This window comes from Citrobacter sp. Ce006, assembly GCF_030336535.1.
Lineage (GTDB): Bacteria > Pseudomonadota > Gammaproteobacteria > Enterobacterales > Enterobacteriaceae > Citrobacter > Citrobacter europaeus.
The window spans coordinates 857876-882633 of sequence record NZ_JAOWDO010000072.1; the positions used below are offsets into that span (position 1 = coordinate 857876).

Consider the following 24758-nt stretch of genomic DNA (forward strand, 5'->3'; position numbering starts at 1 on the left):
CACCCTCTGATGTTATTCCTTAGATACTGCGGTGTTACGCCCCGCCTTCCGTGGTCGTCGCCTGAGTCAGCATCAGACTGACAACACCGCTGTATTGACCGGTTTTCAGAATGCCTTTGGTGGTCTGAGAAATGGTCAGTGGCAGTACCGCTGAACCGTTTTCAATGCTGCCCGGGAACAGTTCAGTTCCGGTAAACTCGGCATCGGCGGTGGTCAGGGTTTTATCACCCAGCTTCACGGTCATCGGGACGGACTGATCGCCTTCCGTATTGCTCAGTTGCGCTGCGCTTACCAAACGCACTTTCACGTTGTTGGTGGCCGAGTTTGACCAGACTTTGGTATTTACACGATAACTTTCCAGCCCGCGGCCCGGCAGGTACTGCATATCGATGCTGGCTGGCAGCGGCGTATTGTCGGCCTGAGTCAGATCGAGCTGTGAATCGACGCTGGCGTTGACGGTAATATCTTTTTGGACCGCCAGAACGCTAACGGACGTGGTCATCGCGGCAGCAATCATCAGAGGCTTAATTAATTTACGCATTGATATCTCCATTTTATAAATGAGCACCTGGGCTCTTTAAACAAACCACACGTGGTTTTTTACAGTGATGCCGTGTTATTGCACGACGGGTAAATCAGCTTCTTCAGTGTTTTTATTCATCCAGTTGAAGTAGCGAAATTTATATTTCTGACCGTGGTTCATTGTGAGCATTTTTAATTTCCGTTCAGTGTCCGGATAAATCGTTGCATCTTCTTTTATCCATTTACATGATGAATTTGCATCACAAATACCAATCTCTCTGAGCGGCACACGAAGCGTGCCGCTGTTTTTTAACGTCCCCCGGCGAGGGTCGACCGACAGTGAAACTACGCTTTCTTCTGGCGCAATATGGACCAGTGCGCCCCAAATCACATTGACGCCCAATGTCGCCATCGCCGCAGGTGTTTCTGCTTTGCCCGGAATAATACTGTCAGGTTGTTTTACTCCTTCAAAATACATGCGCCAGGTGGTCTCTTTTTTCGGCGGAATAAGCGATACCAGACGAACAACGCGCATTGCGCCTGCAGCAAGAGCAAATTTTTCTGGCGTAACCACCACGCCACCTTCTTTCCACGAAGCGACGTCGATTTCTTTTTCCTGAAGCGTTCCGGGATTAAGAATTTTCTTTTGCCTCACCCGAATGAACTGAATATCATCCGTTTTGGAAGCCACCTTAATTTGCGCCGCACCGGATCTGTCTACATTCAGTTCCATGGGATATACGCTCATATTGGCCATTGTCATTTCTGAGAAAAATGGCAATGACAGCGCGGCGACATAAAAGGCGGTTGTCATGCTCACTCTTTTTTTCTGTTTCACAATCAGTCTGCCTGCTCTGAGTTTAAAGGCGGCGCGTTAACACCAGGACACCGTCTGCTTTCGTATGGCTTCAGGGCAGGGAAACTTTAACCAGAACAGCGGTTTGTGAAAATTTGTATTAGTTAACTCTTTATATACAGTTTTTTATCCTGCTTTTCTGGCTTTAAGGTTGTATAGTTAAGCGAAAATACCGTGACCAGGGATGTAATGAAAATTCCTTCTGATGAAAAAACAAGCAGTTCAGGGGGCGGTTTTCATGTCGATGTACCAGGGAATAAAAAGCATGCGGTAACAGCCGAGAATAAAAGATGTTTTTTATATGCAATAATTCGTTGTTATTTGATCCTGAAGCACATGTAATAAGTCTTGTTGGACAACCCGAGTCTGTATTAACACTTTCGGCGCCAGCCGTTCGTCTTTTGCAGGAATTTATTAAACACAGAGGACGCGACCTGAGCCGGGAGGAATTGATCGCTCGCGTGTGGGAAGAGTTTGGCTTTACGCCATCGGGGAATAATCTCAATAAGGCGGTAAGCGAACTGCGTAAAAGCTTCCAGTCTCTGGGAGAGGGGCACGAATTTATCGTCACTGTCCCGCGTTATGGCTTCCGTTTTGATGCCGATGTAATTTTTCAGCCTGGAGAGAACATTCAGGCTGCTGATCCGCAACCCCCTTTCGGGCAACAAGCCGTACTGCCCTGGCGCATGTTCCTGAAAAGGTGGTTGATTATAGCGGCATTGATCGTTGCGGCGTTGGGGGCGAGCATCTATTTTAGCCGCCCGCTGGAGATAACCGTTCCGGCGAAATTAAAGCCGGTCGAGGAAAAAATCGCGCGTTGCAGTATCTGGATTATCAACGATCATGGACGACCGTTAGTGCTATCGAAATTAGCGGAGCGACTGGAGGCCAATAACGTGGCTTGCGAGCGCGAGGAGTACGATATTTATTATTTCAGTGCCCGTTTTTCGCTTGCCGCGGCTGATGAAGTATTCATTGGCGCTTGTCCGGTCAGTGAAACCAGCCTGTGTAAAACCATTCGCTACAAAAACGGGGCGGAAGAATGAAAATCAAACTTTTGTTTGGGCTGGGTGGTGCATTAATTGGAGGAGCGGTTGCGCTCTTTATCTACACGGGCGGAGCCTATAAACGCGATGCGTTGGCCTGCAGCACTGAGTTTAATTTTACGCGCTATGAAGGAAAGGTGAACGAAGTGAAGGTCAATGCCGTTGCTCAGTTCTATTTTCATCGTAATGGTACCGGCCTGACCACGTACAAAGGTGCTGCAAAGGCTGAAGGTCGGAGCCTTATCGTTGACAGGGACGTAGATTTTACGTGGGAGCGACGGGAAGATGATAAGGTTATTGTCTTGAGCTACGCCAAAACCTGGCGTCGACACAATGACAACACCCCCGATGCTCAATGGGGCAGCTTTGCCTCGCCGGGCTCCCGCTATTATCTCACCATCTCTGAGCTATCGCCCTCGGTGTGGCTGATTCAGGACCGGCGTTATCCTACTTATATCTGCAAGGGTGAATAAGGTATAAAAAAAAGAGAATGCCACTGGCATTCTCTTTTTTCGTATCAGTGATGCTGCTTAATCGCGGCTCGCAAAGCCCAGAATGCTCAGCAGGCTGACGAAGATGTTGTACAGCGAAACGTACAGGCTGACGGTGGCACGGATGTAGTTGGTTTCACCGCCACGGATGATATTGCTGGTTTCAAACAGGATTGCGCCTGAAGAAATCAGAATAAATACCGCGCTGATCGCCAAATGTAACGCCGGCAGTTGCAGGAAAATATTTGCAACCATACCAATCAGCACCACCACGATACCTGCCATCAGCATACCGCCGAGGAAGGACATATCCTTACGTGTGGTCAGTACATAAGCCGAGCAACTGAAGAAGACCAGCGCCGTACCACCCAAAGCCATGGCGATAACATCACCCATGCCCGCAGACAGGTATGTGTTCAGTATCGGTCCCAGAATGTAGCCCAGGAAACCGGTGAAAGCGAAAGCTGACAGAATACCAACCGGTTTATCAGCCGTTTTATAAGTCAGGAACATAAGACCATACATACCCACCAGCGTCAGGATAAGTCCCGGAGAAGGCAACATCAGTACGGTACTGGCAGTCGCAGTGATCGCCGAAAACGCCAGCGTCAGGCTGAGCAGGAAATAGGTATTGCGCAGCACCTTATGCGTGCTGAGTAGCGATGTACGATCGCGCGAAGAACTAATAATACGATCCATGAGTCACTCTCTTATGACAGATGTAATTAATGATGGAGGATAATGAAATCAAGGGGAATGACACAGCGGTTTTACCCATCTTTACGCATTTTAACCCGCCGGGCTTAAGCATATTATTTCAACAAAAGCTCCCGAATCAGATGTTAGCACTGTATGTGCAAAAATGTCAGATCCACATCTGCCAGGTAACTGAAAAATATTGCGTTATTCCCGAATCTCTCTGACAGTGACAACGGTGTCTACCTAAAACAGAGCAATAAGGTAAAGGGAATGATTCAACATAAATCGAAGATATTGACGTTTACGCTGTTAGCTGTCTGTTTGATGTCTATTAACGGCGCGGCGAGAGCGGCTAATGTTCCCGCAGGAACACTACTTGCAGAAAAACAGGAACTGGTCAGAAATAACGGCAGCGAGCCAGCGTCGCTGGATCCGCATAAAGTTGAAAGCAACGTTGAGTTTAATTTAATCAGCGATATGTTCGACGGACTGGTGGCAGTTAAGTCCGATGGGTCTATTGAACCCCGTCTTGCCGCGTCCTGGGAGAACAAAGACAATACCGTCTGGACCTTTCATTTGCGCCCGGGCATAACCTGGTCAGATGGTTCTGCTATTACCGCGCAGGATGTTGTCTGGAGCTGGCAGCGCCTGGTCTCGCCGCAAACGGCTTCACCTTATTCTTCGTATTTGGGCAATATGCATGTTGCAAACGCCCTCGATATTGCTCAAGGGAAAAAAGATCCCGCCACGCTGGGGGTAAAAGCCCTCGATGACAACACGCTGGAGATTATCCTGACGCAGCCGACGGCGGCGTTTCTGGCGATGCTGGCGCACCCGTCGCTGGTCCCGCTGGATAAAGTGCTAATAGGCCGCTTTGGCGATAAGTGGACCCGACCAGAACATTTTGTCAGTAGCGGACCGTACAAATTATCGCAGTGGGTGGTCAATGAGCGCATTGTTGCCGAGCGTAACCCACATTATTGGGACGATCGGCACACGATTATTAATAAGGTCACCTATTTGCCCATCAGTTCCGAGTCCGCTGACGTTAACCGCTATAAGGCTGGTGAAATCGACATTGTGTATAGCGTACCGGTCAATCAGTTCGCGCAGTTGAAGAAGACGATGGGCGATGAACTCCATGTTTCACCTCAGCTTTCGACTTATTACTATCAGTTCAATACGACCCGAGCGCCATTTAATGACCCGCGCGTGCGTCGGGCGCTAAATATGGCGTTAGATAAAGACATCATTGCACAAAAGGTGATGGGGCAGGGGCAACGCGCGGCGTGGGTTATCAGCCAGCCGGAAATAGGGGGAGTTCAACTGCATGCGCCGGAATATGCGTCGTGGCCGCTCGAAAAACGTATTGCCGAAGCGAAGAAACTGCTGGCTGAAGCCGGTTTTGGCCCTGAACATCCGCTTAACGTAAATCTGCTCTACAACACCTTCGAAACGCACCAGCGTATTGCCATTGCCGCATCGTCAATGTGGAAGAAAAATCTTGGCGTAGAGGCGAAACTGCAAAATCAGGAATGGAAAACCATGCTGGATACTATGCATACCGGTAATTTTGACGTCGTGCGCTATGCGTGGATAGCCGATTATGATGATGCCTCAAGCTTCCTCAATATTTTCCGTACCGGTGATAGTGAAAATACAACGAAGTACAGTAATCCCACCTTTGACGAAGCGATGCGAAATGCAGCGAAAGCAACTTCGCTCCAGGAGCGAGGCAAATACTACCAGCAGGCTGAAGACCTTTTAGGCGAGGATGTGCCAGCGATTCCGGTTTACCACTATGTCCGTACGCATCTCGTGAAGCCGTGGGTGGGGGGATTTGCGCCGGATAACCGGGGAAACTACTACACCAAAGATATGTTCATCAAAAAACATTGAGTGCTGCAGTCCTGCATTTGTGCTGAATAAACGGTCAATTTGTTGTTATTTCAGTCGATTAATAACATTTTGGCTGTTTTTCAGGCAAACGAACACATTGGTGCTTTACAGGTCCGTTCGGGATGTTTATAGTGCGCCTCATTGGAAGCGTGGCCGAGCGGTTGAAGGCACCGGTCTTGAAAACCGGCGACCCGAAAGGGTTCTAGAGTTCGAATCTCTACGCTTCCGCCAAACATGAAACCCAAGTCGTTATGCGACTTGGGTTTTTTCTTTTTTATTGGTTTCCAGTATGCCATTGCCGTCTGGTTCGCACTGCCGATCATGACCCGCCATATACCGCGATCGAGGTTGCGGGTGATGACTTTCATAGCAGTTTCAGTTTTTTCCAGTAACCAGCCGCCGCAGCGAAAATCCTGCTTCATAGCCCAGTCCAGAGCCGTTTTGCCACCGATACTTCGGTGATATCGTTAAGCTGGCGTATCTGTGTCTCAATCTGTGTCAGTGCAGCATTACGCCCTGTCACAATGGGCTCAACGCTGGTGGAGTAAATGACATCAGTATGATCGGTTAAGATTTCGGCGTCAGTAGGGGCTTGTTCAATATGGGGCAGCAGTACTGTAGAGTCGGTCGTATCTTCGTCGTTGTTGAATATACCAATTCAGTTGTAATAGGGATGCGGTTGCTGCATCCCTTTATAAACTATTAGAAGAAATCAATACGCGTATTGATTCCGATGGTGCGCCCCATATTGACCTGCGCGACGGCGCTGCTGCCGTTCATGTAACCATAGGTACGGTAACGACGGTCGAACAGATTATCGACATAGACGGAAATGTTCAGCCGTTCAGTCGCCTGCCAGCCCAGGCTGCTGTCCAGGGTGGCATAGGTGCCCTGCCGCAACTGGTTATCGCCATCGAAATAATGCGGCCCGACCAGATTAACCGCCAGTCGGGGCATCAGTGCGCCATAGCGCGTATCAATTACGCCGTTCACACTGCTACCTGCGCCATAACGTGGTACGAACGGTACCCGGTTGCCGTGATACAACTCACTGTCATTGGTGAATTCGGAACGGATCACGTTGCCATTGATATCCCACGACCAGCCTGGCGCAAACCGCCATTTCGCTTCAAGCTCAACGCCGGTAGCGTCGGCTTTCCCCGCATTGCTTAATGTCTGCATCCCAACCGGGCCAGAGTAGAGCTGCATGTCTTTGGTGTGGGTATAAAACGTCGCGGCTTGCAGCGTGACGTCAGCGGTTTCGTAGCGAGTGCCAAGTTCATAGTTGATGGATTTTTCTGCGACGAACGGTTTGGCATCAAGACCGGCAGTAGGCACGATGTTGTACCCGGAAGGTTTATATCCCTGGGCTACACGGGTATACACTCTCCAGTCGTCGGTCAGCATATAGCCTGCGGATAGCTGTCCGAGCACCTGATCGTCATTGCTCTTGCCCTGGTCGCCAAACGGGTTGCCGAGCATGCTGCCGTGATATTGTGTACTGGCCTTATCATGCGAGAAGCGCACGCCACCGCCGATATCAAATCGCTCGGTCAAATGCCAGGTCAGGTCACTGTATGCGGCCAGGGTTTCAGCGGTGGTATAGCCGGTACTGCTTAAATAAGGCATTGTCGGCATATCGTAGGCTGAATTTAACTTCTCGCGGGTGTTCTGCCGGTACAGCCCAAACACCATATCAACGGTACGCGCATCGCCCAGGGTAGCGGCGCGTAGCTCCTGTACATCCTGATTCCAGCGCTGAGGCATATTGACGATTAACGAACCGGAAGGGAAGGTGCGCGAATAATGCTGCTGCTGCCAGGCGCTGATCAGATTGAAAACCCACTCATCGGTGGTGTATTTTCCACTCAGGGTCTGGCTGTCAGTGCAGCGCCGCATGTACGGGTCTGGTGAACCATCGCTAAGTGAGAGCTTACGGCCCTTAATATCATTCCATCCCACATAGGCGTCCTGGGTAGCGCGGGTACATTCGCGTGAGGTGGCAAAGCCCATTTCCCAGGGCTGGTCGTCTGGGGCGAGACGCAGTTTCACATTCCCTATGCTGGCGCGGGTGCCGCCTAAGTCATCGCTTCCCGTCGCGGGGTTAATCATGTCGCCGTCATCAACCTGGCGTAACAGGGTGACGCTGCCGTACAGCAGGCCATCCTGAATAGGGCCACTCAGATTGAACTTACTTCGATAACTGTCGCGGCTGCTGACGCCGCCTTCAATATAGCCGCGCGGCGTGCTGTCCGGCTGCTGGGTGACGATGTTGATGATTCCGCCCTGAGCGCTTTTGCCATATAACGTTCCCTGTGGGCCACGCAGCAACTCCACGCTTTGTACATCGGTAAGCGCCTGGATGGTGTTGGTGGAAAGCTGAGGAACGCCATCGACATACAGGGTGACGGCGGGGTTATAGAAGTCCTGCGCCGAAGAGATGCCGCGTAGCGAGATCGTCGAAAAAAGCATGTTGCCGCTGTTTTCTATATTAAGCCCAGGCAAAACTCTGGGGAGTTTGTCGCTGGCGGTAACGCCGGCGTCGCTTAACTGCGGCGCGCTGACAACGGTAGACGAGACATTGTTGGCTGATGCCGAGCGGGAAGATTGTTTACTGGCGGTAACCACCAGCGTGCTTTCGTCTTGCTGTGAAGTCTGGGCATTAGCAATGGCGGGGAGCAATAATCCCCCCAAGGCCAGAGGATAAAGCCGTGTCATTTTCATTGTTGTGAGTCCCTGTAAGACGGCGAAACGCCAAAAATACCGACAATAGTGAATTGAAAATGATAACTATTTCTAATAGAGGTGCTACCCGAAACGGGTTTATTTATGCCCGTTTCGGGTTGGTGACTGGTGGAAAGAGCAGAGGCCCGGATGGGGTATCCAGGCCTCCGTCAGGGAGCAATTTATGGGGCGGGACTCTGGTTAAATCAAGCGTTTAAAGGTCGAGGGGGTTACGCCGAACTGTTTCTGGAAGGCGGCAGAGAAATGGCTGGCGTTGGCATAGCCCAGATCGGCCGCCACCGTCATGACTGAGGTATTGCCGTTAGCCAGTCGTTTTCTGGCTTCCTGCATTCGTTCAGCCTGAAACAGGCCATAGACGCTGTTGTTGAACAGAACGCGGAAGCCTCGCTTAATTTTGAGAACGCTCAGACCGGATTCTCTGGCCAGTTCCGCGACGCCCGGTGCTTGCGTTAGATCAGCCAGCAGCAGATCCTTCGCCCGCAGTAGTTTCTGGCGTTCCATCGGGTTGAAGTGGCAGGAGAGGCAACTGGCGTCTTCACGATGTTCATCCAGCACCAGACTGAGCATGACCAGACTTTGCCCCTGCAACCATAGCGTCGACGGCTTTTGTTCATGGCTGAAGCCGTCGTGCATGCGCATCAGCGCGTGACGCAAGGCCTGAGCCGTTAAGTGGGTTTCAGCATTACAACGCTGCTGCTGGCAACAGCAGTGGGAATCGATATTATTCTTAATGGGCGCGCTAATATCCGGTACCCACTGCGCGAGAGTTTCAGGACTGAAGGAGAGGGTAATGCTCTCGAATCGGCCACAATAGGAGGCGCTGCCGCGGCAGTCTGGCGTATGGGTAATGTAATGGCGATTGCGCGTAAGCTCCCATTCGGTGCGGCGCCTGAGTCCCAGAATCGCAAATCGCGATGTGCCTTCCAGGATGCACGAGAAGTTAATCCTGCCAAGATCATCGTGTAGCTGCAACGTCTCAGGCCGCGCAAAATGGCCCCTCCAGAGCAAAATATCCATACCTTCCTGCAACGAATAGCGCAGCAGTTCACACTGAGCGGGAATATTGCCATCGTTTGCAGGTTTCCCGACCACCAACTGGTGAATAGAGATTTCAGATTGCGTTTGCGGTGACTCCGTCATGACCGGGTTATCTCCCTGTGGCTTAGACCAATGCGGGTAAAAAAAGAACTGAATGGGGTAGATGAGTTATTGATAATGGTTATTATTCACATTAATTATCAGAACGCCACCATGAATTGCCGTTTTTGGTGTCTGTAAAAATTCATCAGGAAATTCAGTTACTCCCATGTCATCTCAATCATCCAATACTGAATCACCGTCCCGATTTCCTCTCTGGCAGGTGATTACCCCGGTTCGCAGGAAGGTTATTTTAGCTATGGCGCTGGCAGGACTGGCGGCATTAACCAGCCTGGGGGCTCTTCTTTTTCTGGCGTGGAGTTTGCGCGATATTCGTGCGACGCCAGACGATCTTCCGGTCTGGACGCTGGGCGGCTTGATCGGCTGCGTGGTCTTAACTTTTGTTCTGCGCCTACTGGCGTTTAACACTTCTCATTATGCGGCTTTTCATCTGGAGAATATTCTGCGCAGCAGGCTAGCCCGTAAAGCATTGCAGCTTCCGCCTGGTGTGTTACAGCAAATGGGTAGCGGGGCAGTGGCGAAAGTGATGCTGGATGACGTGAAGTCGTTACATATCTTTGTCGCCGACAGTACGCCGCTCTATGCCCGCGCGATCATCATGCCGCTGGCGACAATCGTTATCTTGTTCTGGCTGGACTGGCGGCTTGCAATCGCGACGTTGGGGGTACTGGCATTTGGCTTAATTGTTCTCGTGCTGACCCGCCAGCGTTCGGAAGATATGGCTCAGCGTTATCATAAGGCGCGTGAGCAAGTCAGCGCGGCGGTTATTGAGTTCGTACAGGCCATGCCCGTAGTGAGAATGTTTGATAGCGGCAGCACCAGTTTTTTGCGTTATCAACGCGCTCTTGAAGAGTGGGCCGATGTGCTCAAAACCTGGTATCGCAAAGCCGGTTTTTCAGCGCGTTTCTCATTCTCAATTCTGAATCCTCTCCCGACCCTGTTTGTCCTGATTTGGTCGGGGTACGGCCTGTTGCATTATGGCAGTCTCGATTTTATCGCGTGGGTAGCCGTTTTACTGCTGGGCAGCGGAATGGCCGAAGCTGTGATGCCAATGATGATGCTCAATAATCTAGTCGCACAAACACGTTTAAGCATTCAACGTATTTATCAGGTTCTCGCGATGCCGGAGTTATCGCTGTCGCTGTTTGACCAGCAACCGAAAGAGGCGAGCATTACCTTCGATCAGGTGAGCTTTCATTATCCGCAAGCGCGTACTGGCGCCGCGTTGCAGAAGGTAAGCTTTCATGTGCCCGCCGGGAAAATTGTGGCGCTGGTTGGGCCAAGCGGTGCCGGAAAAAGCACAGTGGCGCGCTTGCTGCTGCGTTACGCCGATCCAGACAAAGGCCATATCCGTATTGGCGGTGTGGATCTGCGCGATATGCAGACGGACACCTTAATGAAGCAACTCTCGTTTGTGTTTCAGGACAACTTCCTTTTTGCCGACACGATAGCCAATAACATTCGTCTGGGTGCACCGGATACGCCGCTGGAGGCGGTAATCGCCGCGGCCAGAGTGGCGCAGGCCCATGATTTTATTAGCGCGCTGCCAGAAAGTTACAACACGCGAGTTGGGGAACGCGGCGTATTTCTCTCAGGTGGCCAGCGGCAGCGCATCACCATCGCCCGGGCGCTTTTACAAGATCGCCCCATTCTGGTACTCGATGAGGCGACGGCGTTTGCTGACCCGGAAAACGAGGCGGCGCTTATCAAGGCGCTCGCGGCAGCCATGCGCGGCAGGACGGTCATCATGGTCGCGCATCGACTCTCAATGGTGACTCAGGCCGATGTGATATTGCTGTTTTCCGACGGACAGCTCAGGGAAATGGGGAGCCATACGCAACTGTTGGCGCAGGGGGGGCTGTATCAACGGCTCTGGCAACACTATCAGCAGGCGCAGCATTGGCTGCCGGGTGGAACACAGGAAGAGGTGGCGGAAAATGAAAGACAATAATCCTGCGGATAACCTCGCCTGGCGCGTCATCTGGCGCCAGCTTATCTCCAGCGTTGGCAGCCAGGCCAGGATGCTGCGACGCTGTATGCTAGCCTTGTTGCTGGCGGCATTTATGCAGGGGATCGCCTTTGCCTGTCTTTATCCGATCATTGATGCGCTGTTACGGGGAGACGCGCCGCAACTTCTCAACTGGGCTGTGGCCTTCAGCGTTGCTGCATTTGTGACGCTGGCGCTACGCTGGTATGGCCTGGGCTTTGAATACCGTGGTCATCTGGCGCAGGCCACCCATGAGTTACGCCTGCGAATAGGGGAGCAGTTACGTCGCGTGCCGCTGGAAAAGCTCCAGCGCGGCAGGGCGGGCGAAATGAACGCCTTACTGCTGGGCAGCGTGGATGAAAACCTCAATTATGTTATTGCGATAGCCAATATTTTGCTGCTCACCAGCGTCACGCCGCTGACGGCGTCACTGGCGACTTTGTGGATAGACTGGCGGCTGGGGCTGGTGATGTTGCTAATTTTCCCTCTGCTGGTGCCGTTTTATTACTGGCGCCGCCCGGCGATGCGGCGACAAATGCAGACGCTGGGGGAAGCGCACCAGCAGCTGAGCGGAGATATCGTTGAGTTTGCTCAGGGGATGATGGTATTGCGTACCTGCGGCAGCGATGCTGAAAAAAGCCGGGCGCTGCTGGCGCATTTCAATGCGTTGGAAAACTTACAGACCCGCACCCATCGTCAGGGCGCAGGCGCGACGATGCTGATCGCCAGCGTCGTGGAGTTGGGCCTGCAGGTGGTGGTGTTATCCGGGATCGTCTGGGTGGGGACGGGTACTTTGAACCTCGCCTTTCTGATTGCCGCCGTCGCGATGATTATGCGCTTTTCAGAACCGATGGCGATGTTTATCAGCTACACCTCAGTTGTGGAACTGATCGCCAGCGCCCTGCAACGGATTGAGCAGTTTATGGCGGTAGCGCCGCTTCCCGTTGCAGAGCAAAGCGAGATGCCGGAACGTTACGATATCCGCTTTGACAACGTCAGCTATCGCTACGAAGAAGGCGACGGCCACGCGCTTAATCATGTTTCTTTGACGTTCCCGGCAGCCAGTATGAGCGCGCTGGTGGGTGCCTCCGGCGCAGGCAAAACCACAGTCACTAAATTGTTAATGCGCTATGCCGATCCACAGCAAGGGCAGATTTCTATTGGCGGCGTCGATATTCGTCGCCTGACTCCGGAACAGCTCAATAGTCTGATTTCTGTTGTTTTCCAGGATGTCTGGCTGTTCGATGACACACTGCTGGCGAATATCCGTATCGCGCGCCCGCAGGCGACGCAACAGGAGGTGGAAGAGGCCGCCCGCGCGGCACAGTGCCTTGAGTTTATTTCCCGTCTTCCGCAAGGCTGGCTGACACCAATGGGGGAGATGGGCGGTCAGCTTTCGGGCGGCGAACGCCAGCGAATTTCTATTGCCAGGGCGTTATTGAAAAACGCGCCGGTCGTCATTCTCGATGAACCGACCGCAGCGCTGGATATTGAAAGTGAGCTGGCGGTGCAAAAAGCGATCGATAATTTGGTTCACAACCGGACGGTGATTATCATTGCTCACCGTTTATCCACCATCGCCGGGGCCGGAAACATTCTGGTGATGAAAGAAGGGCAGGTGGTTGAGCAGGGTACCCATGCGCAATTGCTCTCTCAACATGGACGTTATCAGGCAATGTGGCAGGCGCAATTGGCCGCGCGCGCGTGGCGCGACGTAGGGGTTTCCGCGCCTGGAGTATGGGAACATGAGTGATGTTCAGTCGAATGTGAAACCACTGACGTTGACGGCCGGACGGGTGATTTTTGCTATTGCCGGCGTCTATGTGACACAAAGCCTGGTATCGGCGCTGTCTATGCAGTCATTACCCGCGCTGGTGCGAGCTGCAGGCGGTTCGCTGGCGCTGGCCGGTGCGACAACCCTGTTCATGCTGCCCTGGGCGCTGAAGTTTATTTGGGCGCCGTGGATCGAACGCTGGCGGCTTCCGCCCGGCAGCCAGGAACGCCGTTCCCGCATGTTAATTCTGCGGGGTCAGGTTGTGTTAGCGGCGATCCTGACGATTGCCGCAGCGATTGGCTGGTTCGGGCGAGAAGGGGGATTTCCCGATACGCAAATCGTCGCGTTATTTGTTCTGTTTATGGTGGCAGGCACGGTTGCCTCCACCATTGATATCGCCAGCGACGGCTTTTGCGTCGATCAACTTACCCGTGCGGGTTACGGCTGGGGAAACAGCGTGCAGGTCGGCGGTAGCTATCTGGGAATGATGTGCGGAGGCGGGGTGTTCCTGATGCTGTCGGCATCATCCGGCTGGCCTGTCGCCATGCTAATGATGGCGGTGTTGATTATGGCGCTGTCATTCCCGTTGTGGCGTATTAAAGAGCCGAAGCGAACAGCGACTATCCCGCATGTTCCGGCCTTAGGTTATGCGCTAAGCAGGGAACAGACGCGCCTGGGCTTACTGCTGGTATTAATGCTGAATTCAGGCATGCGATTTGTGCTGCCCCTTCTGGCTCCGCTGTTGTTGGATCATGGGTTAAGCATGTCAGCGTTGGGCGCGCTGTTCAGCGGCGGCAATATTGCAGCGGGAATAGCAGGAACGCTGGCCGGCGGATTACTGATGAAATACACCTCACCCGGCAGAGCGCTGTTGACGGCTTATGGCGTCCAGGGGATCGCGCTGCTGGCGGTGGTGATGACGCTCCTGATAACGCCGGGTCATCTGCTGCTGTCGATTCTCCAGTGTCTGGTTATTGTCCAGTCCATTTCGCTGGCCTGCGCGCTGGTCTGTCTTTACGCCACGCTGATGTCGCTTTCATCGCCTTTGCAGGCCGGGGTCGACTTCACCCTCTTTCAATGTACTGACGCGGCAATCGCCATTCTGGCGGGCGTTATCGGCGGCGTTGTTGCTCAACATTTTGGCTATGTTGTCTGCTTCCTGTTTGCCGGGGGATTAACGTTGCTGGCGGCGTGGGGTGCTTATATCCGGCTGCATTCGGCAAAAGAATTGATGACAAGCGCAATTGATTGATCCGGGAATAACACAGAGAGTTAAGGGTTAAAAATCAGTGAATTTTTACACCTGACGTTACCAGAGGAACAATGGCTGCCGACGAATTTCTGGTGTCTTACGCCAGTTTGCAGAAGAAGAGTGTTATGTCTATGAGAGTCAGCCTTGTGGGTATTTAGGCAAAGGCTGCCAGGCTCGGTTGCACATAAATGCCGACGGAACGCAGCTATTTTTCGGGTTCCACATTGTTCTGAGGGTAGGTGTCGATCGGCGAGGACAACCCCGCCGCGTTTCCACAACCACTGTCTGAATCCGGAAACAGCCAGTTTATTCAGCCCACAACCACGCACCTTAAAGCGTTTTCGGCGATGTTATTGATTTCCATCTAGCCAGTACTGCAGTATGCGTACATAACATTAATGTTGAAGATGATTAATCTGCCCGGATAGCTTTAGTCAGCGCTCTGGACTTTTGGCCTGCCTTGTAGGCGATCCCTAATTTCCTCATGAATATAATCCAGCAAAGCATATCTTTTCCTGTATTCTGAGCGTTTTTTACTGGGAAGCGCATTAAATGACTTACGCTCGACATTCACCGGTAACTGATACCAGTTACTATATGGACGGCCAGCAATCGATTCCCAAAAATCACTGTATGTGGCAACAAAGGACTTACGTTTCTTATACCGGTATCTCAGTTGCCTGAAAACATGACTTTGTTCGCTGACTGCTAAAACATCAGAAATATCACAGCAACTCATTAATGAGCACAGAGCCTCATAAACGATCCGCTTAGGAAATAGTCCATAGCAGGCCTTAGTTGCATCCCTAATAACGTCAGGTCCAATATTTTTTGGAGCACCCTGTAAACCACCAATAAACGCACAATGCCCTTTTGGTGTTGGGATAATAGAGAATGACAAACGAGCGACCGGGATCGTGTTATAATAGAGCGACAACATCAGTTCTCCCTCGCGATCAAAACCGCCAGAAGAGCAATAAATATTAAGCTCCTCACCATTTTTTCCATTAAACTGAGTCAATAATACATCACTGTCCGGAAATAAAAAATCCTGATATTTTACTGGCAGGTTTTGGATAAAACGGTAATGTCCAATGATATTTTTACGTCGAGTCTTGGTTAGTCCACCTTTATGTAAATAAGGGCGATGAATTTTGGCCGGCAACGTAGGTTGTATTTCCAGGATCTTATTCGCTTCACTAAGTGAACATAACTCATAAAAATAAAGAATACTGGAGGCAGGATTGATTATGCACCGTAAAAGATACATGAATCGAAATTTCTTGTTCTTCCATTTGCCATGCAGAGAACCACGAGCCAGTACGATGTTTGTCAGAAATTTTAAAAATGATACATTTTTCATAAATATCGCGTGTTAATCTGTTATTTAGTGTTAAAGTTTATTCGCTCGTAAATCATAACCCTTGATTGGCACATTCAGAATGAATAATAGCTTCATTTCTGGGCGCAACACTTTTCCATTTGGACAGGAGAGAGTTATAAAACCCAAATCTCTGACGGAAATGGACAGGCATTAACTAATTTTTAATTATACAGGGTGAAACCTATATATTTATTAAACAAAGTGCTTTTACAGGCATTGCTATATTCTATGAGATGATGAGTGTATTCTTAAGATAGAGATGGGGACATTAAACTTCAGTTTAAACAAGGTATTACAGCCTCTACCGTAAGCTGCTTAACAGAACCGTATAGATATTTATTTTTCATTTAGATCAACTACTTAGTTTGGAATGTTTGGCGATCCATGATGGAAAGTCGCTGAAAGGCGAGGATGTGGTCGGTGTGATGGAGGGGGGGTGGGTGCTGGGCAAGCGCCTGCCGGTATGTATTCATTCTCAAATGACATGGCTCCGGCTAAATTCATCCAAAGTCTCTGGAAAGACAAAGATCTCTGATTTAGCACTGCAATGATTTAGGTCAGGGTCAATTTGGCCAAGATCTCAAAAAATGCTTGGAACTAAAACGGGTCTATTAACAGAATCAACAAGTCAACTAAGATTAGCTTAACTGACTTGTTACTCGTCCCATCCTTTTTTAAAATGGTTCTAGCTATCCATACTCTCCGGATACGGATAGCCAGCACTATTTAAAATTTCGGTAAGAGTGAATGCTTCACCAATGTTAGGCCACTCAATACTGTTTTTTGTTATTCTATAGTTTTTTAAATCTTTTATATTTGCCTGCTTAAGCAATGGGAACCAAATGAAAGGGACCGATATAATGAGTCCATTTTGTAACTCAAGACAAATATGATGGGCGGAATACCGTATTTTTTTAACTTGTAACATAAGAGACCTTAAGGTAAGTTAATGTATGGAACACGCTTCATTGAATTGTTGTCAGATAATTTGATTATTTTCCATAAATATCTTTCGATAGTATCCAGTATTGGTAACGTCGATTCCCTTGGGCGGTGATACGTATCGAATGAAGATTAACATGCCATCCTCCGTCACTGTCAGGTGATTCATCAAAGATAACAGTACCAGTAAGAAAACCTTCATCGATTAAAAGAGCCATATACGCATAGGTTTCTTTTGTACTACCAATCGATTTAACTAATTGATTCCACTCGTGATGATTTATTCTTGAGGGAAGTGCTGTTTTGAAAGCATTTAAAACATGCATTTGTTTATTTTCATCTATAATCATTATGGCTACTCCTGTTGATTATTAATGTAATTACTTATTGAGTCTTAGATGGATTTTACCAAAACCAATAAAAATCAAAACAATAAAAAATAAATGCTGCAATTAATATCACCCAGCATAATGCTAACATGATATTTTGTGTTTTTTTATTTCTCTCTAGCGGTTGCATATTTCTTGCCTTTTCATTGATAAGTGTACTTACACCTTGTAGTATCTAACCTTCCTAAATACCCTTAGTAAAAATGAACTGCAAAAGTTGTATTTTCCTTGCACGAACAGCACCTGCACAAGAGTTAAGATAGTAATCGAACGTTCTTCTAAATATAGGGGGGTAATCATCTTCCAAAAGATGCCATGAAGAGTTAAAACGTTGCTCCCATGCTATTAAAGTCTTGTCATAATCTGTACCGAAATTGTGTAAGTCTTCTGTAACAAACCAAGTTTCACTCGCACTCGATATTTGAGAAATTGACGATAAACTGTCATGTTGGAAAATATACTTGTTTATCCATGGATCTACATTATGGTCAGTTTTGTTCGAACAGATAGTATGGAGTAAAAATAAGCCACTTTTTTTTAAAAGCTGATTAATAATATTAAAATAAGTCAGATGGTTTTTAGCTCCAACATGTTCAAACATACCTATCGAGACAATGCGATCAAAGGTTTGTGTAAGTGTTGGGAGATCTTGATAATCAATTAACTTAAAATCTATATCTAATGAGCTACAACGGATACTGGCCATTCTTATTTGCTCGGCTGAGACAGTTACTCCCGTTACTCTAACTCCATAATTTTCAGCCGCATACGCAGCAAGCCCCCCCCAGCCACAACCGATATCTAATAACGTCATTCCTTTTTTAAGCTGCAATTTTTCACAAATAAGTTTTAACTTATTCTGTTGCGCTGTATGTAAATTTTCCGCATTACGCCAATAACCACAAGAGTATTGCATATAAGGATCGAGTATTAAACAGAACAGGCGATTACCAAGATCATAATGATCTGTACCTGCTATCCAGGCCCACTTATTTGATTGCATGTTGAGCAATTTTTCTCCAGCAAGCCTGACCATGTTCTTCATGTTCCTTTTTATTATCCCGTCCAGGTCAGCGCGGAGAGTTTTGGTAACCATTTCATCCAGCTTTTCACAATCCCACCAGCCATCCATATAGCTTTCACCGAGGCCAAGAGCGCCTTGCTGTAAAACTCGCTTGAAAAAACGGTTATCATGTACCTGAATGTCGAATGGTCGAGAACCATTAATTTTGATATCAGCTTCATAAAACAGTCGCTGAGCCAGATCATACCATTGATCATGTTGGCCTTTTCGTACTGTGTTCAATGGATATTTATTCCTGGAATAATAATTATTATTATTCATGAACTAACTCTCTTGTAACTTTTTTTTACAGCTGTAAATAAAAGAAGTCGACCTCCACGTTAACATCTCAATTTCTCGCGGAGTCTTACCATTTTTAAGATGTTGAAGGATTGTTTCACGGTCTTCGTTGATGTTTTTACGACAGTTATACTGGTTTCTTTCTGCATCTTTCAGTCGACTACTAAGGAGTGTGGTCAGTTTTCTTTGTTTCATTATAGCAGTTGACTTCATATCCCCATCACTAATTGACTGAATTTCTCGCCAGACCGATATCGCACGGCGTAACAATCCCATGGATTCAAGTTCATTGGCTTTATTCATCAGTTCCAACGTTTTCTTCATAGTAGGAAGATACCTTTTTATATTCTGTCATTTGTAATACAAATCTGCTTGATGTTTATTTGAAAATATAATGAATTATACGAATAATGATCATTGATGAATGGAATGAGTTTTTTAAGTAGTTGTTTTATAATCGATTATCGTTGTTTTTTATATGGTGTGATTGCTATGATTTATCAATTTTGAAGACGGCAAATATGTTTCAATATATTAATCTGAACTACGCCTGAGAAAATTTTTATTACTTGTTGTTCGTATATGTTTTGTTTAGTTTTTCAATGCTAATTTTGGATTGTGAATCACTGCGTTAATGTAATAACTAACGTTATATTTTCCAGGTTGTATTGTTCATGCCAGCAGTGGATTGCTTTTTTTTACGATAACCAATCGCAACCTGTAAGGTTTGCCTTTGCTATGTCACAAGTATATGCTTCTTCATAGATATATAGACATCAAGATAATTATTTTTTAAATATAGGTTTGTTAAAATGAAATCAAAAGAAATTCTGGCTGGAATAATGATGGCCTCAACGATGCTGATGTCAGGTTGTTCAACTTATGATTCGGTGCAGGTGAAACCGAAAAAGCTTGAGAATAATTACTCTTATTACCTTCTCAATCCCCCTCTGTACGAAGGTGATGTTGTACAGTACAAATTAAAAGATGGTAGCCATGATACTGTTACTGTTCAGACAACCACACCGCGGGCGCTGCTTACAAGTACCGGGCAGGCGGTTTCCTTTGATGATATGGTTTCGCTTGATAAAAAAGACATATCGAAAGGAAAAACAGCAGCAGCAATAGGGGCTGGCGCTGGAGTAACCGCAGTTGTCATCGTTGCTGTATTTGCTGTAGCACTCGGTGCGGGCTTTGCAGCTATAGCTGCCGGAGGTTAAAACTATTCAAGTCACGTCGTGACTCAGCCGCTCCCATTTAACAATATGTTATGTAACCTATGGCCTGAGCTCACATTGCTATCGAATTCATGAAGCCTAAGCACACAGTTGGTTGTCAGCAGGCAATTTTGTGTAGCGAGATCCGTCTGAGCATCGACAGAGTGACCCATCAAGTCATGCAGGGCATCTGAGGCGAACTGATATCCCATCCGGGTAATGAATTTAGCGACAATAAATACGACCAGTAAATCCATAAAGTGCAGCCCCAGCAAATTCCCGGTGATACCGAACGCCACCACTACGGATGATGCAGAATCGGATCGCGCGTGCCAGGCATTCGCAATAAGTAGTGAAGAGTTATGCCTCGGCCGGTCGCAAGCATATATCTAAAGAGAGTCTCCTTAATCGCTAGAGCCAGTAAAGCAATCCATAATGCGATCGTTTTACTTCCTGATGAGACTGTCCGTGAAAGAGCTTATTACCGGCAGACCACAGCATCCCTGGACCAACAAAAAACAGAATGTCCCCGATAATAAATTTCGCACCATTCTCGAAACGCAGATTTCCGTAATGGTGGTCATCATCAGAGTCTCGCTGGATTTATTATTTTCTACCATGATAACAAAGTCAGAAATAAGTCTAAAAATGAGTGAAGGCCATCAGAAATCAACCCTTGAGAACCAAGGGGCATGCCAGCAACGAATTGAACAATTTAAAGAAAAAGCTCTAATCATTACACTTGTACGATAGTGAGGTAGCAGAGGCTCTGGTCAGTGTTTTGGGTTGAACAGAATGACTGAGGCAGGCATGTCAGAAAACATGCTTATTGCCTGAAAATGGACTTTCTTTTGCTAGCAGGCTTGAACTGAACCCGATGTATTCAACAAAGCCCATTGTTATTAAAAGGAATGAATATGCATAACAACTGTAATGATTAGCTCGTCCATGAGGTAATCATTATCCCCCTTAAATTACGCGCTGGCGGCAATCAGCCCATTGAGAGTGTCGCTTATCTTCTCAACCATCGTAGAAATACTTTCCTTGGTTCTCTGATTGCGCTCGATGTTAATGCTGAAAATATCTGTTATTGTGCTGGGATGCCCGCCAAGAAGACATACCCGGTCTGAAAGCATTACCGCTTCTTCAACGCTGTGGGTTACCAGGAGCATCGAGCGTGTTTTAATAACCCTATTTTCCCACATTTCGATGAGATCCTGGCGTAGCTTGTTGCCGGTGAATATATCCAACGCGGAGAAAGGTTCATCCATCAGTAAAAGATCCGGCTCAACCGCCAGTGCCCGGGCAAACCCGACACGCTGGCGCATCCCCCCCGAGAGCTCCCGTGGATAAGATTTTTCATAGCCGATGAGGCCAATCAAATCCAACATGTCCATCGTCCTTTTACCGACTTCATCAGACGAAAGTCCCAGTGCTTGCAGCCCAAGAGCCACACTATCGAACACATTTAACCATGGGAATAGCGCAAATGATTGAAAGACCATACTGGTATTTTTTCCCGGCCCATTAACTGGCTGATCGCAGCACACGATGGAACCAAAATCAGGTTCGACAAGACCGGCCACCATTCGCAGCAGCGTGGATTTACCCGAACCAGAACGCCCAAGTAATGCAACAATCTCATTCTCCTTAACCTCAAGATTAATATGTTCTAGCACAACAACTTTTTGTTCCCGGTCTTTTTTGAAAGATTTAGAGATGTTTTTAACTTCTAATACAGCTTTTGAATGCTTCATAACATGTCCTGATGGCTGATTATTAATCATTAGTCGAATTTGAAACGGTTTTCTGCATAGCGATACATGGGTTGCCAGATGAAAATAATGCACAGTAGAACCATGAAACACATTGCCAGGCATCCCAGTGCTTCTTGCTGATTTAGGCCGGCATCGCTGGCGAGAGAGATAAAGGCACCGAGCCCATGAGTTTGTAATGTAATTTTTCCCCAGTTCAGTACTTCAGCGGCAATTGCGGTATTCCATGCCCCCCCAGCTGCTGAAATAACTCCAGTGACGATATATGGGAAAATTGCCGGAAGTGTGAATTTACTCCACCACAGCCATCCACGAAGATGACAAACTTTACTCGCTTCAACCATTTGGCTGGGGATCATCGATGTGCCCGCGATGACGTTAAAAAGCACATACCATTGTGTACCCAGCATAATCATCGGGATGGTCCAGCTCCCCAGGTCCTGGTGCCATACCACAATCATAAAAGCAATCAACGGGTAAAAGACGTTGGCAGGAACCGCGGCTAAAACCTGGATAATCGGCTGGAAAAAACGTACCAGTTTAGGCCGTAGACCGATCCAGACGCCAAGCGGCGTAAAAATAATGACGCTGAGCACCATGGCCGCAATGACCCTCGCAGCAGTCAACCCCATCCAGCCGGGAAGTGAAGCCAGATATTCCTTAGGAATGAATAACCACAGCTGGTGGCCGTAATAAATGCATCCAACAACGATAGCCAGATACCATAGATTTGACCAAAGCCAGTTCATTTGTCCCAGGAAAGCAAACAAGCGATGAAGTCGTAACCCGTACCATGCTTTTGGTAATACAAATAACCAGAATAGGGAGAACCGTTTGCAGGCGAGCCCCAGTCCTCGCCCTGTCATTGAATTGCTCAGGCATTGATAGAACCATGAACTTGGTACCTTTCTGTCACTTACATCCTCGTACTTAAACTGATGGGCATAGCGGACCAGCGGACGGAACAGTAATTGGTCAAAGATGATGATATTAACGATTAGCGCCAATACTCCCCGGACGACGCCAGAAGGACTACCTTCCTGAAGCGCAATACCAATATAAGAGCCAACACCCGGTAAATTTGTACTGCCTCCTCCTGCTGTCAGCATCTCTGAGGCAATTAACGCAAACCAGGCGGCAGACTGCGATACCATCGTATTCCACAGTAACCCCGGGAACGAATAGATGAATCCCAGGCGCCAGAATTTCTGCCAAGGGTTATAGCGGAATACTTCCGTCGCTTCTGCCAGCTCGTTGGGTACCACTCTGAGTGTCTGGTACAGCGTCAGCATCATATTCCATGCTTGTGCGGTAAAGACTGCGAATATCGCTAAACCTTCAAGCCCCATAACGCTGTGCGGATAAAGACCGAGGAAAAAGGCGGTGGTGAAAGTCAGGAATCCAACTAACGGGACAGATTCCATAAAGTTGACTAAGGGCAAAATGACGCGTCTCATAGGCGCAAATTTTGCTGCCAGCACCGCAAAGACGATTGAAAATAGCATTGAATAAAATAGCCCGATTACCAGGCGCATGGTGGTGCGAAGCGTGTAATAAGGAAGAACATGATAATCGAGGCTTAGTGCGGGTAAGTCGTGCCCATTGAATGCGCTATGCATCCCCCGCCAACCGTAGATAAAGAGGACAATACTTGCCACAAGAATAAAACAGACAACCATATCGTTAAGCACAGAAGTCGTCTTGCTTCTATGTTTTGTCAAAGCATGCATAATAAGAATCTCCGCTCATTATTCACGCTCAGGGGATGACCTTCACTGAACATGAGTGAATAATGCAGGATGAAATTTATAAACCCAAAATGGCCATAGAGGCGCGTCAGCTTAACTCAAGCCTCTATGGTACATTACGAATTAAGGCAGTAACGTGTTGATATAATCCTCAACTGCACGCTGTCTTTTATTTGCAAGTTTTTGCAGGAACCCACTGACGAAAGACTTTCCGTTAGCGAGCTTTTTATTGATGGCGAGTGGTGATGAATTCCGGACGGGCAGACAGGCATCCGCCAGAGTTGAAAAATGAATGGTGCTATTAGCATCAACATAAAAAATATAACGTTTGGTTGTGAGCAACATGCTACACCTCACCTAAGTGCATTAAATGAAAGGCCATTAACCGACAGTTTCAAGGCAACTGTCATGACCACCTCCATTGCATACACCTGATTTCAATGCAGATAGTCAGCCTGTGCTTAGCCCTCTCGATGGAGGTTCATCAGAAATGTTATGCGTCATAACGCTTCTCCTCTTGAAGATACGGGGTTAATTTAGTTATGGCGGGATGATTTTCGATAAGAACATCACGCTAATTAGTAGTTATTTTGAGGCGCAATCACATGTTAGGTGAAATTACTGCCCACCGGGACCGGCAAGCAGCGACAGGAACATTTTCGCTAGCTTGCCTTGTTATTTAATTTAGGGTAACTGTCCAACGAATAACTCCTGTTTGAAAGATGCCTTATTATAGCTATGTGGCTTGAACGGTAAATTAAAAAATCACTTCTGGTTATGAATTGTTTAGCTATGACAAGGTAAGAGTTAATGTTTCAAAATAATACGGATTGAATCGCTATGGATAATCCAGACACTCCCTGCCGTTAATGGACTGACCCCACCATCACAGCCGGGTAAACGAGGATACAACAAACCCATACATTGTCGAAAATATCGTTACATCGATGATCTGCAACAGTCATGATTCGTTTCATTGTGATTAGAGGGGCCATCATTAATGATTTTTAGACTATTGATGAGTCTATCTGGTTCTGTTGACTTAAAAACTGAAGTTCAGGAAAAACTGTGATGCCGGTTTTTCAGATAGCCAGCAGGAATATGCACCGGTCTAATAAACTCAGACCGTGTTGATTGCGCGTTACGAATAATCCTTAGTCAGCAAATGATTAGAATTGTATATTGATTTTGATCAATTTTACGGCGATTTAGTTCAATGTAAATATCGATCGATTACGCCTTTCTTGATAGTTATCGACTATCAATAGTAATTAATTGATCGTTTTTGTTGGTCAATATGTCTGCGCATACTATCCTTGGCTTGTTTTCTGCACAAATTTGGTTCTTTTTTTGTTCAATTGGGCCGGGGGCTTTATGTAGGAACTTGAGCTCCGTGAACCGACGCAGAAACAGCGGCCGATGATGCGTGCTCTTATCGAACAGGGTAGGAGCATCTACCGCCTCAGGTTAAGTTGGCTGAATAAGCTGGGTCTGCGAATACGGATACGACT

General features: G+C 47.9%; 22 protein-coding genes, 1 tRNA gene and 3 pseudogenes. 10 read left to right on the forward strand and 16 right to left on the reverse strand.

Features of this window, described 5'->3' with window-relative positions; genetic code table 11:
- Positions 1-34 precede the first annotated feature (34 nt).
- Both OGV94_RS18335 and OGV94_RS18340 read right to left on the reverse strand, forming a co-directional pair.
- Positions 35-541, reverse strand: coding sequence for a CS1 type fimbrial major subunit (locus tag OGV94_RS18335; protein WP_043015802.1), 507 nt, complete (start codon positions 539-541; stop codon positions 35-37).
- A gap of 75 nt (positions 542-616) precedes the next feature.
- Positions 617-1360 carry a fimbrial protein gene (locus tag OGV94_RS18340; protein WP_286523920.1) on the reverse strand — a complete coding sequence of 248 codons (744 nt, stop codon included), beginning with the start codon at positions 1358-1360 and terminating at the stop codon, positions 617-619.
- Between the two features lie 308 nt (positions 1361-1668).
- Here OGV94_RS18340 and OGV94_RS18345 point away from each other — a divergent pair, with 308 nt between their 5' ends.
- Both OGV94_RS18345 and OGV94_RS18350 read left to right on the forward strand, forming a co-directional pair.
- The gene (locus OGV94_RS18345; RefSeq protein WP_075144911.1) at positions 1669-2424 is read left to right on the forward strand and encodes a winged helix-turn-helix domain-containing protein; all 756 of its coding nucleotides are present in this window, start codon (positions 1669-1671) and stop codon (positions 2422-2424) included.
- Positions 2421-2897, forward strand: a complete 477-nt coding sequence (locus tag OGV94_RS18350; RefSeq protein WP_043015805.1) for a hypothetical protein — start codon at positions 2421-2423, stop codon at positions 2895-2897. Before OGV94_RS18345 ends, OGV94_RS18350 begins: the two co-directional genes overlap by 4 nt.
- A gap of 57 nt (positions 2898-2954) precedes the next feature.
- Here the strand turns inward: OGV94_RS18350 and yccA are convergent, their stop codons facing one another.
- Positions 2955-3614, reverse strand: a complete 660-nt coding sequence (gene yccA, locus OGV94_RS18355; RefSeq protein WP_043015806.1) for an FtsH protease modulator YccA — start codon at positions 3612-3614, stop codon at positions 2955-2957.
- A gap of 270 nt (positions 3615-3884) precedes the next feature.
- On the opposite strand from yccA, the gene OGV94_RS18360 reads away from it, so the two are divergent.
- Together OGV94_RS18360 and OGV94_RS18365 are read left to right on the forward strand one after the other, a co-directional pair.
- Positions 3885-5513: an ABC transporter substrate-binding protein gene (locus OGV94_RS18360; protein WP_286523922.1), complete on the forward strand. Its 1629-nt coding sequence runs from the start codon at positions 3885-3887 to the stop codon at positions 5511-5513.
- Between the two features lie 143 nt (positions 5514-5656).
- A tRNA-Ser gene (locus tag OGV94_RS18365) sits at positions 5657-5744 on the forward strand.
- Between the two features lie 95 nt (positions 5745-5839).
- Here OGV94_RS18365 and OGV94_RS18370 read toward each other — a convergent pair.
- The 3 genes and pseudogenes from OGV94_RS18370 to ybtA all read right to left on the reverse strand — a co-directional run.
- Positions 5840-6114 (reverse strand): annotated as a pseudogene (locus OGV94_RS18370) (DUF4942 domain-containing protein); the annotation flags it as partial.
- A gap of 101 nt (positions 6115-6215) precedes the next feature.
- Positions 6216-8237, reverse strand: coding sequence for a siderophore yersiniabactin receptor FyuA (gene fyuA / locus OGV94_RS18375; protein WP_047412256.1), 2022 nt, complete (start codon positions 8235-8237; stop codon positions 6216-6218).
- A gap of 201 nt (positions 8238-8438) precedes the next feature.
- The gene (gene ybtA / locus OGV94_RS18380; protein WP_286523924.1) at positions 8439-9398 is read right to left on the reverse strand and encodes a yersiniabactin transcriptional regulator YbtA; all 960 of its coding nucleotides are present in this window, start codon (positions 9396-9398) and stop codon (positions 8439-8441) included.
- Positions 9399-9654: 256 nt separating this feature from the next.
- Between ybtA and ybtP the strand changes: the two genes are divergently transcribed.
- From ybtP to OGV94_RS18400, 4 genes and pseudogenes are all read left to right on the forward strand, one after another.
- Positions 9655-11367 (forward strand): yersiniabactin ABC transporter ATP-binding/permease protein YbtP, encoded by a 1713-nt coding sequence (gene ybtP, locus OGV94_RS18385; protein WP_286518570.1) that lies wholly within the window; start codon positions 9655-9657, stop codon positions 11365-11367.
- Entirely contained in the window at positions 11354-13156 is a 1803-nt protein-coding gene (gene ybtQ, locus OGV94_RS18390) for a yersiniabactin ABC transporter ATP-binding/permease protein YbtQ (RefSeq protein WP_080625437.1), read from the forward strand. The genes ybtP and ybtQ overlap by 14 nt, the downstream gene beginning before the upstream one ends.
- The gene (gene ybtX, locus OGV94_RS18395) at positions 13149-14429 is read left to right on the forward strand and encodes a yersiniabactin-associated zinc MFS transporter YbtX (RefSeq protein ID WP_080625436.1); all 1281 of its coding nucleotides are present in this window, start codon (positions 13149-13151) and stop codon (positions 14427-14429) included. Before ybtQ ends, ybtX begins: the two co-directional genes overlap by 8 nt.
- Positions 14430-14462: 33 nt before the next feature.
- Positions 14463-14643, forward strand: a pseudogene (locus tag OGV94_RS18400) (salicylate synthetase); the annotation flags it as partial.
- Here the strand turns inward: OGV94_RS18400 and OGV94_RS18405 are convergent.
- The 6 genes and pseudogenes from OGV94_RS18405 to OGV94_RS18425 all read right to left on the reverse strand — a co-directional run.
- A pseudogene (locus OGV94_RS18405) lies at positions 14638-14811 on the reverse strand (IS66 family transposase); the annotation flags it as partial. The pseudogenes OGV94_RS18400 and OGV94_RS18405 overlap by 6 nt on opposite strands.
- Positions 14812-14859: 48 nt before the next feature.
- Complete coding sequence (locus tag OGV94_RS18410; protein ID WP_080625435.1) at positions 14860-15792, reverse strand: VirK/YbjX family protein; 933 nt, start codon at positions 15790-15792, stop codon at positions 14860-14862.
- Between the two features lie 706 nt (positions 15793-16498).
- Entirely contained in the window at positions 16499-16741 is a 243-nt protein-coding gene (locus OGV94_RS25120) for a DUF2442 domain-containing protein (RefSeq protein WP_043015815.1), read from the reverse strand.
- Between the two features lie 64 nt (positions 16742-16805).
- Positions 16806-17105, reverse strand: coding sequence for a hypothetical protein (locus tag OGV94_RS18415; protein ID WP_080625434.1), 300 nt, complete (start codon positions 17103-17105; stop codon positions 16806-16808).
- A 223-nt stretch (positions 17106-17328) separates the two neighbouring features.
- Positions 17329-18489 (reverse strand): cyclopropane fatty acyl phospholipid synthase, encoded by a 1161-nt coding sequence (gene cfa / locus OGV94_RS18420; RefSeq protein ID WP_080625433.1) that lies wholly within the window; start codon positions 18487-18489, stop codon positions 17329-17331.
- Between the two features lie 3 nt (positions 18490-18492).
- Positions 18493-18831, reverse strand: a complete 339-nt coding sequence (locus OGV94_RS18425; RefSeq protein WP_043015817.1) for a hypothetical protein — start codon at positions 18829-18831, stop codon at positions 18493-18495.
- A 488-nt stretch (positions 18832-19319) separates the two neighbouring features.
- Here OGV94_RS18425 and OGV94_RS18430 point away from each other — a divergent pair, with 488 nt between their 5' ends.
- The gene (locus tag OGV94_RS18430) at positions 19320-19727 is read left to right on the forward strand and encodes a hypothetical protein (protein WP_047412240.1); all 408 of its coding nucleotides are present in this window, start codon (positions 19320-19322) and stop codon (positions 19725-19727) included.
- A gap of 23 nt (positions 19728-19750) precedes the next feature.
- Here OGV94_RS18430 and OGV94_RS25125 read toward each other — a convergent pair whose 3' ends face one another.
- Complete coding sequence (locus OGV94_RS25125; RefSeq protein WP_080625432.1) at positions 19751-20113, reverse strand: cation efflux transmembrane domain-containing protein; 363 nt, start codon at positions 20111-20113, stop codon at positions 19751-19753.
- A gap of 79 nt (positions 20114-20192) precedes the next feature.
- On the opposite strand from OGV94_RS25125, the gene OGV94_RS18435 reads away from it, so the two are divergent.
- On the forward strand, positions 20193-20477 hold the full coding sequence (locus tag OGV94_RS18435; protein WP_125461427.1) for a hypothetical protein: 285 nt from the start codon (positions 20193-20195) through the stop codon (positions 20475-20477).
- A 221-nt stretch (positions 20478-20698) separates the two neighbouring features.
- Here OGV94_RS18435 and OGV94_RS18440 read toward each other — a convergent pair whose 3' ends face one another.
- The 3 genes from OGV94_RS18440 to OGV94_RS18450 form a co-directional block, all read right to left on the reverse strand.
- Complete coding sequence (locus tag OGV94_RS18440) at positions 20699-21481, reverse strand: ABC transporter ATP-binding protein (RefSeq protein WP_043015819.1); 783 nt, start codon at positions 21479-21481, stop codon at positions 20699-20701.
- A 29-nt stretch (positions 21482-21510) separates the two neighbouring features.
- A complete protein-coding gene (locus OGV94_RS18445; protein WP_105179621.1) occupies positions 21511-23229 on the reverse strand; it encodes an ABC transporter permease subunit in 1719 nt (572 codons plus the stop codon).
- A gap of 141 nt (positions 23230-23370) precedes the next feature.
- Positions 23371-23592, reverse strand: a complete 222-nt coding sequence (locus OGV94_RS18450; protein ID WP_080625430.1) for a hypothetical protein — start codon at positions 23590-23592, stop codon at positions 23371-23373.
- Positions 23593-24758: the final 1166 nt, after the last annotated feature.

Bases quoted from the DNA above. Each gene is read 5' to 3' on its own strand.
- OGV94_RS18335 (WP_043015802.1), bottom strand. From the start codon at position 541: ATGCGTAAATTAATTAAGCCTCTGATGATTGCTGCCGCGATGACCACG.
- OGV94_RS18345 (WP_075144911.1), top strand. From the start codon at position 1,669: ATGTTTTTTATATGCAATAATTCGTTGTTATTTGATCCTGAAGCACAT.
- OGV94_RS18350 (WP_043015805.1), top strand. From the start codon at position 2,421: ATGAAAATCAAACTTTTGTTTGGGCTGGGTGGTGCATTAATTGGAGGA.
- yccA (WP_043015806.1), bottom strand. From the start codon at position 3,614: ATGGATCGTATTATTAGTTCTTCGCGCGATCGTACATCGCTACTCAGC.
- OGV94_RS18360 (WP_286523922.1), top strand. From the start codon at position 3,885: ATGATTCAACATAAATCGAAGATATTGACGTTTACGCTGTTAGCTGTC.
- fyuA (WP_047412256.1), bottom strand. From the start codon at position 8,237: ATGAAAATGACACGGCTTTATCCTCTGGCCTTGGGGGGATTATTGCTC.
- ybtA (WP_286523924.1), bottom strand. From the start codon at position 9,398: ATGACGGAGTCACCGCAAACGCAATCTGAAATCTCTATTCACCAGTTG.
- ybtP (WP_286518570.1), top strand. From the start codon at position 9,655: ATGGCGCTGGCAGGACTGGCGGCATTAACCAGCCTGGGGGCTCTTCTT.
- ybtQ (WP_080625437.1), top strand. From the start codon at position 11,354: ATGAAAGACAATAATCCTGCGGATAACCTCGCCTGGCGCGTCATCTGG.
- ybtX (WP_080625436.1), top strand. From the start codon at position 13,149: ATGAGTGATGTTCAGTCGAATGTGAAACCACTGACGTTGACGGCCGGA.
- OGV94_RS18410 (WP_080625435.1), bottom strand. From the start codon at position 15,792: ATGAAAAATGTATCATTTTTAAAATTTCTGACAAACATCGTACTGGCT.
- OGV94_RS25120 (WP_043015815.1), bottom strand. From the start codon at position 16,741: ATGTTACAAGTTAAAAAAATACGGTATTCCGCCCATCATATTTGTCTT.
- OGV94_RS18415 (WP_080625434.1), bottom strand. From the start codon at position 17,105: ATGATTATAGATGAAAATAAACAAATGCATGTTTTAAATGCTTTCAAA.
- cfa (WP_080625433.1), bottom strand. From the start codon at position 18,489: ATGAATAATAATAATTATTATTCCAGGAATAAATATCCATTGAACACA.
- OGV94_RS18425 (WP_043015817.1), bottom strand. From the start codon at position 18,831: ATGAAGAAAACGTTGGAACTGATGAATAAAGCCAATGAACTTGAATCC.
- OGV94_RS18430 (WP_047412240.1), top strand. From the start codon at position 19,320: ATGAAATCAAAAGAAATTCTGGCTGGAATAATGATGGCCTCAACGATG.
- OGV94_RS18440 (WP_043015819.1), bottom strand. From the start codon at position 21,481: ATGAAGCATTCAAAAGCTGTATTAGAAGTTAAAAACATCTCTAAATCT.
- OGV94_RS18445 (WP_105179621.1), bottom strand. From the start codon at position 23,229: ATGCATGCTTTGACAAAACATAGAAGCAAGACGACTTCTGTGCTTAAC.
- OGV94_RS18450 (WP_080625430.1), bottom strand. From the start codon at position 23,592: ATGTTGCTCACAACCAAACGTTATATTTTTTATGTTGATGCTAATAGC.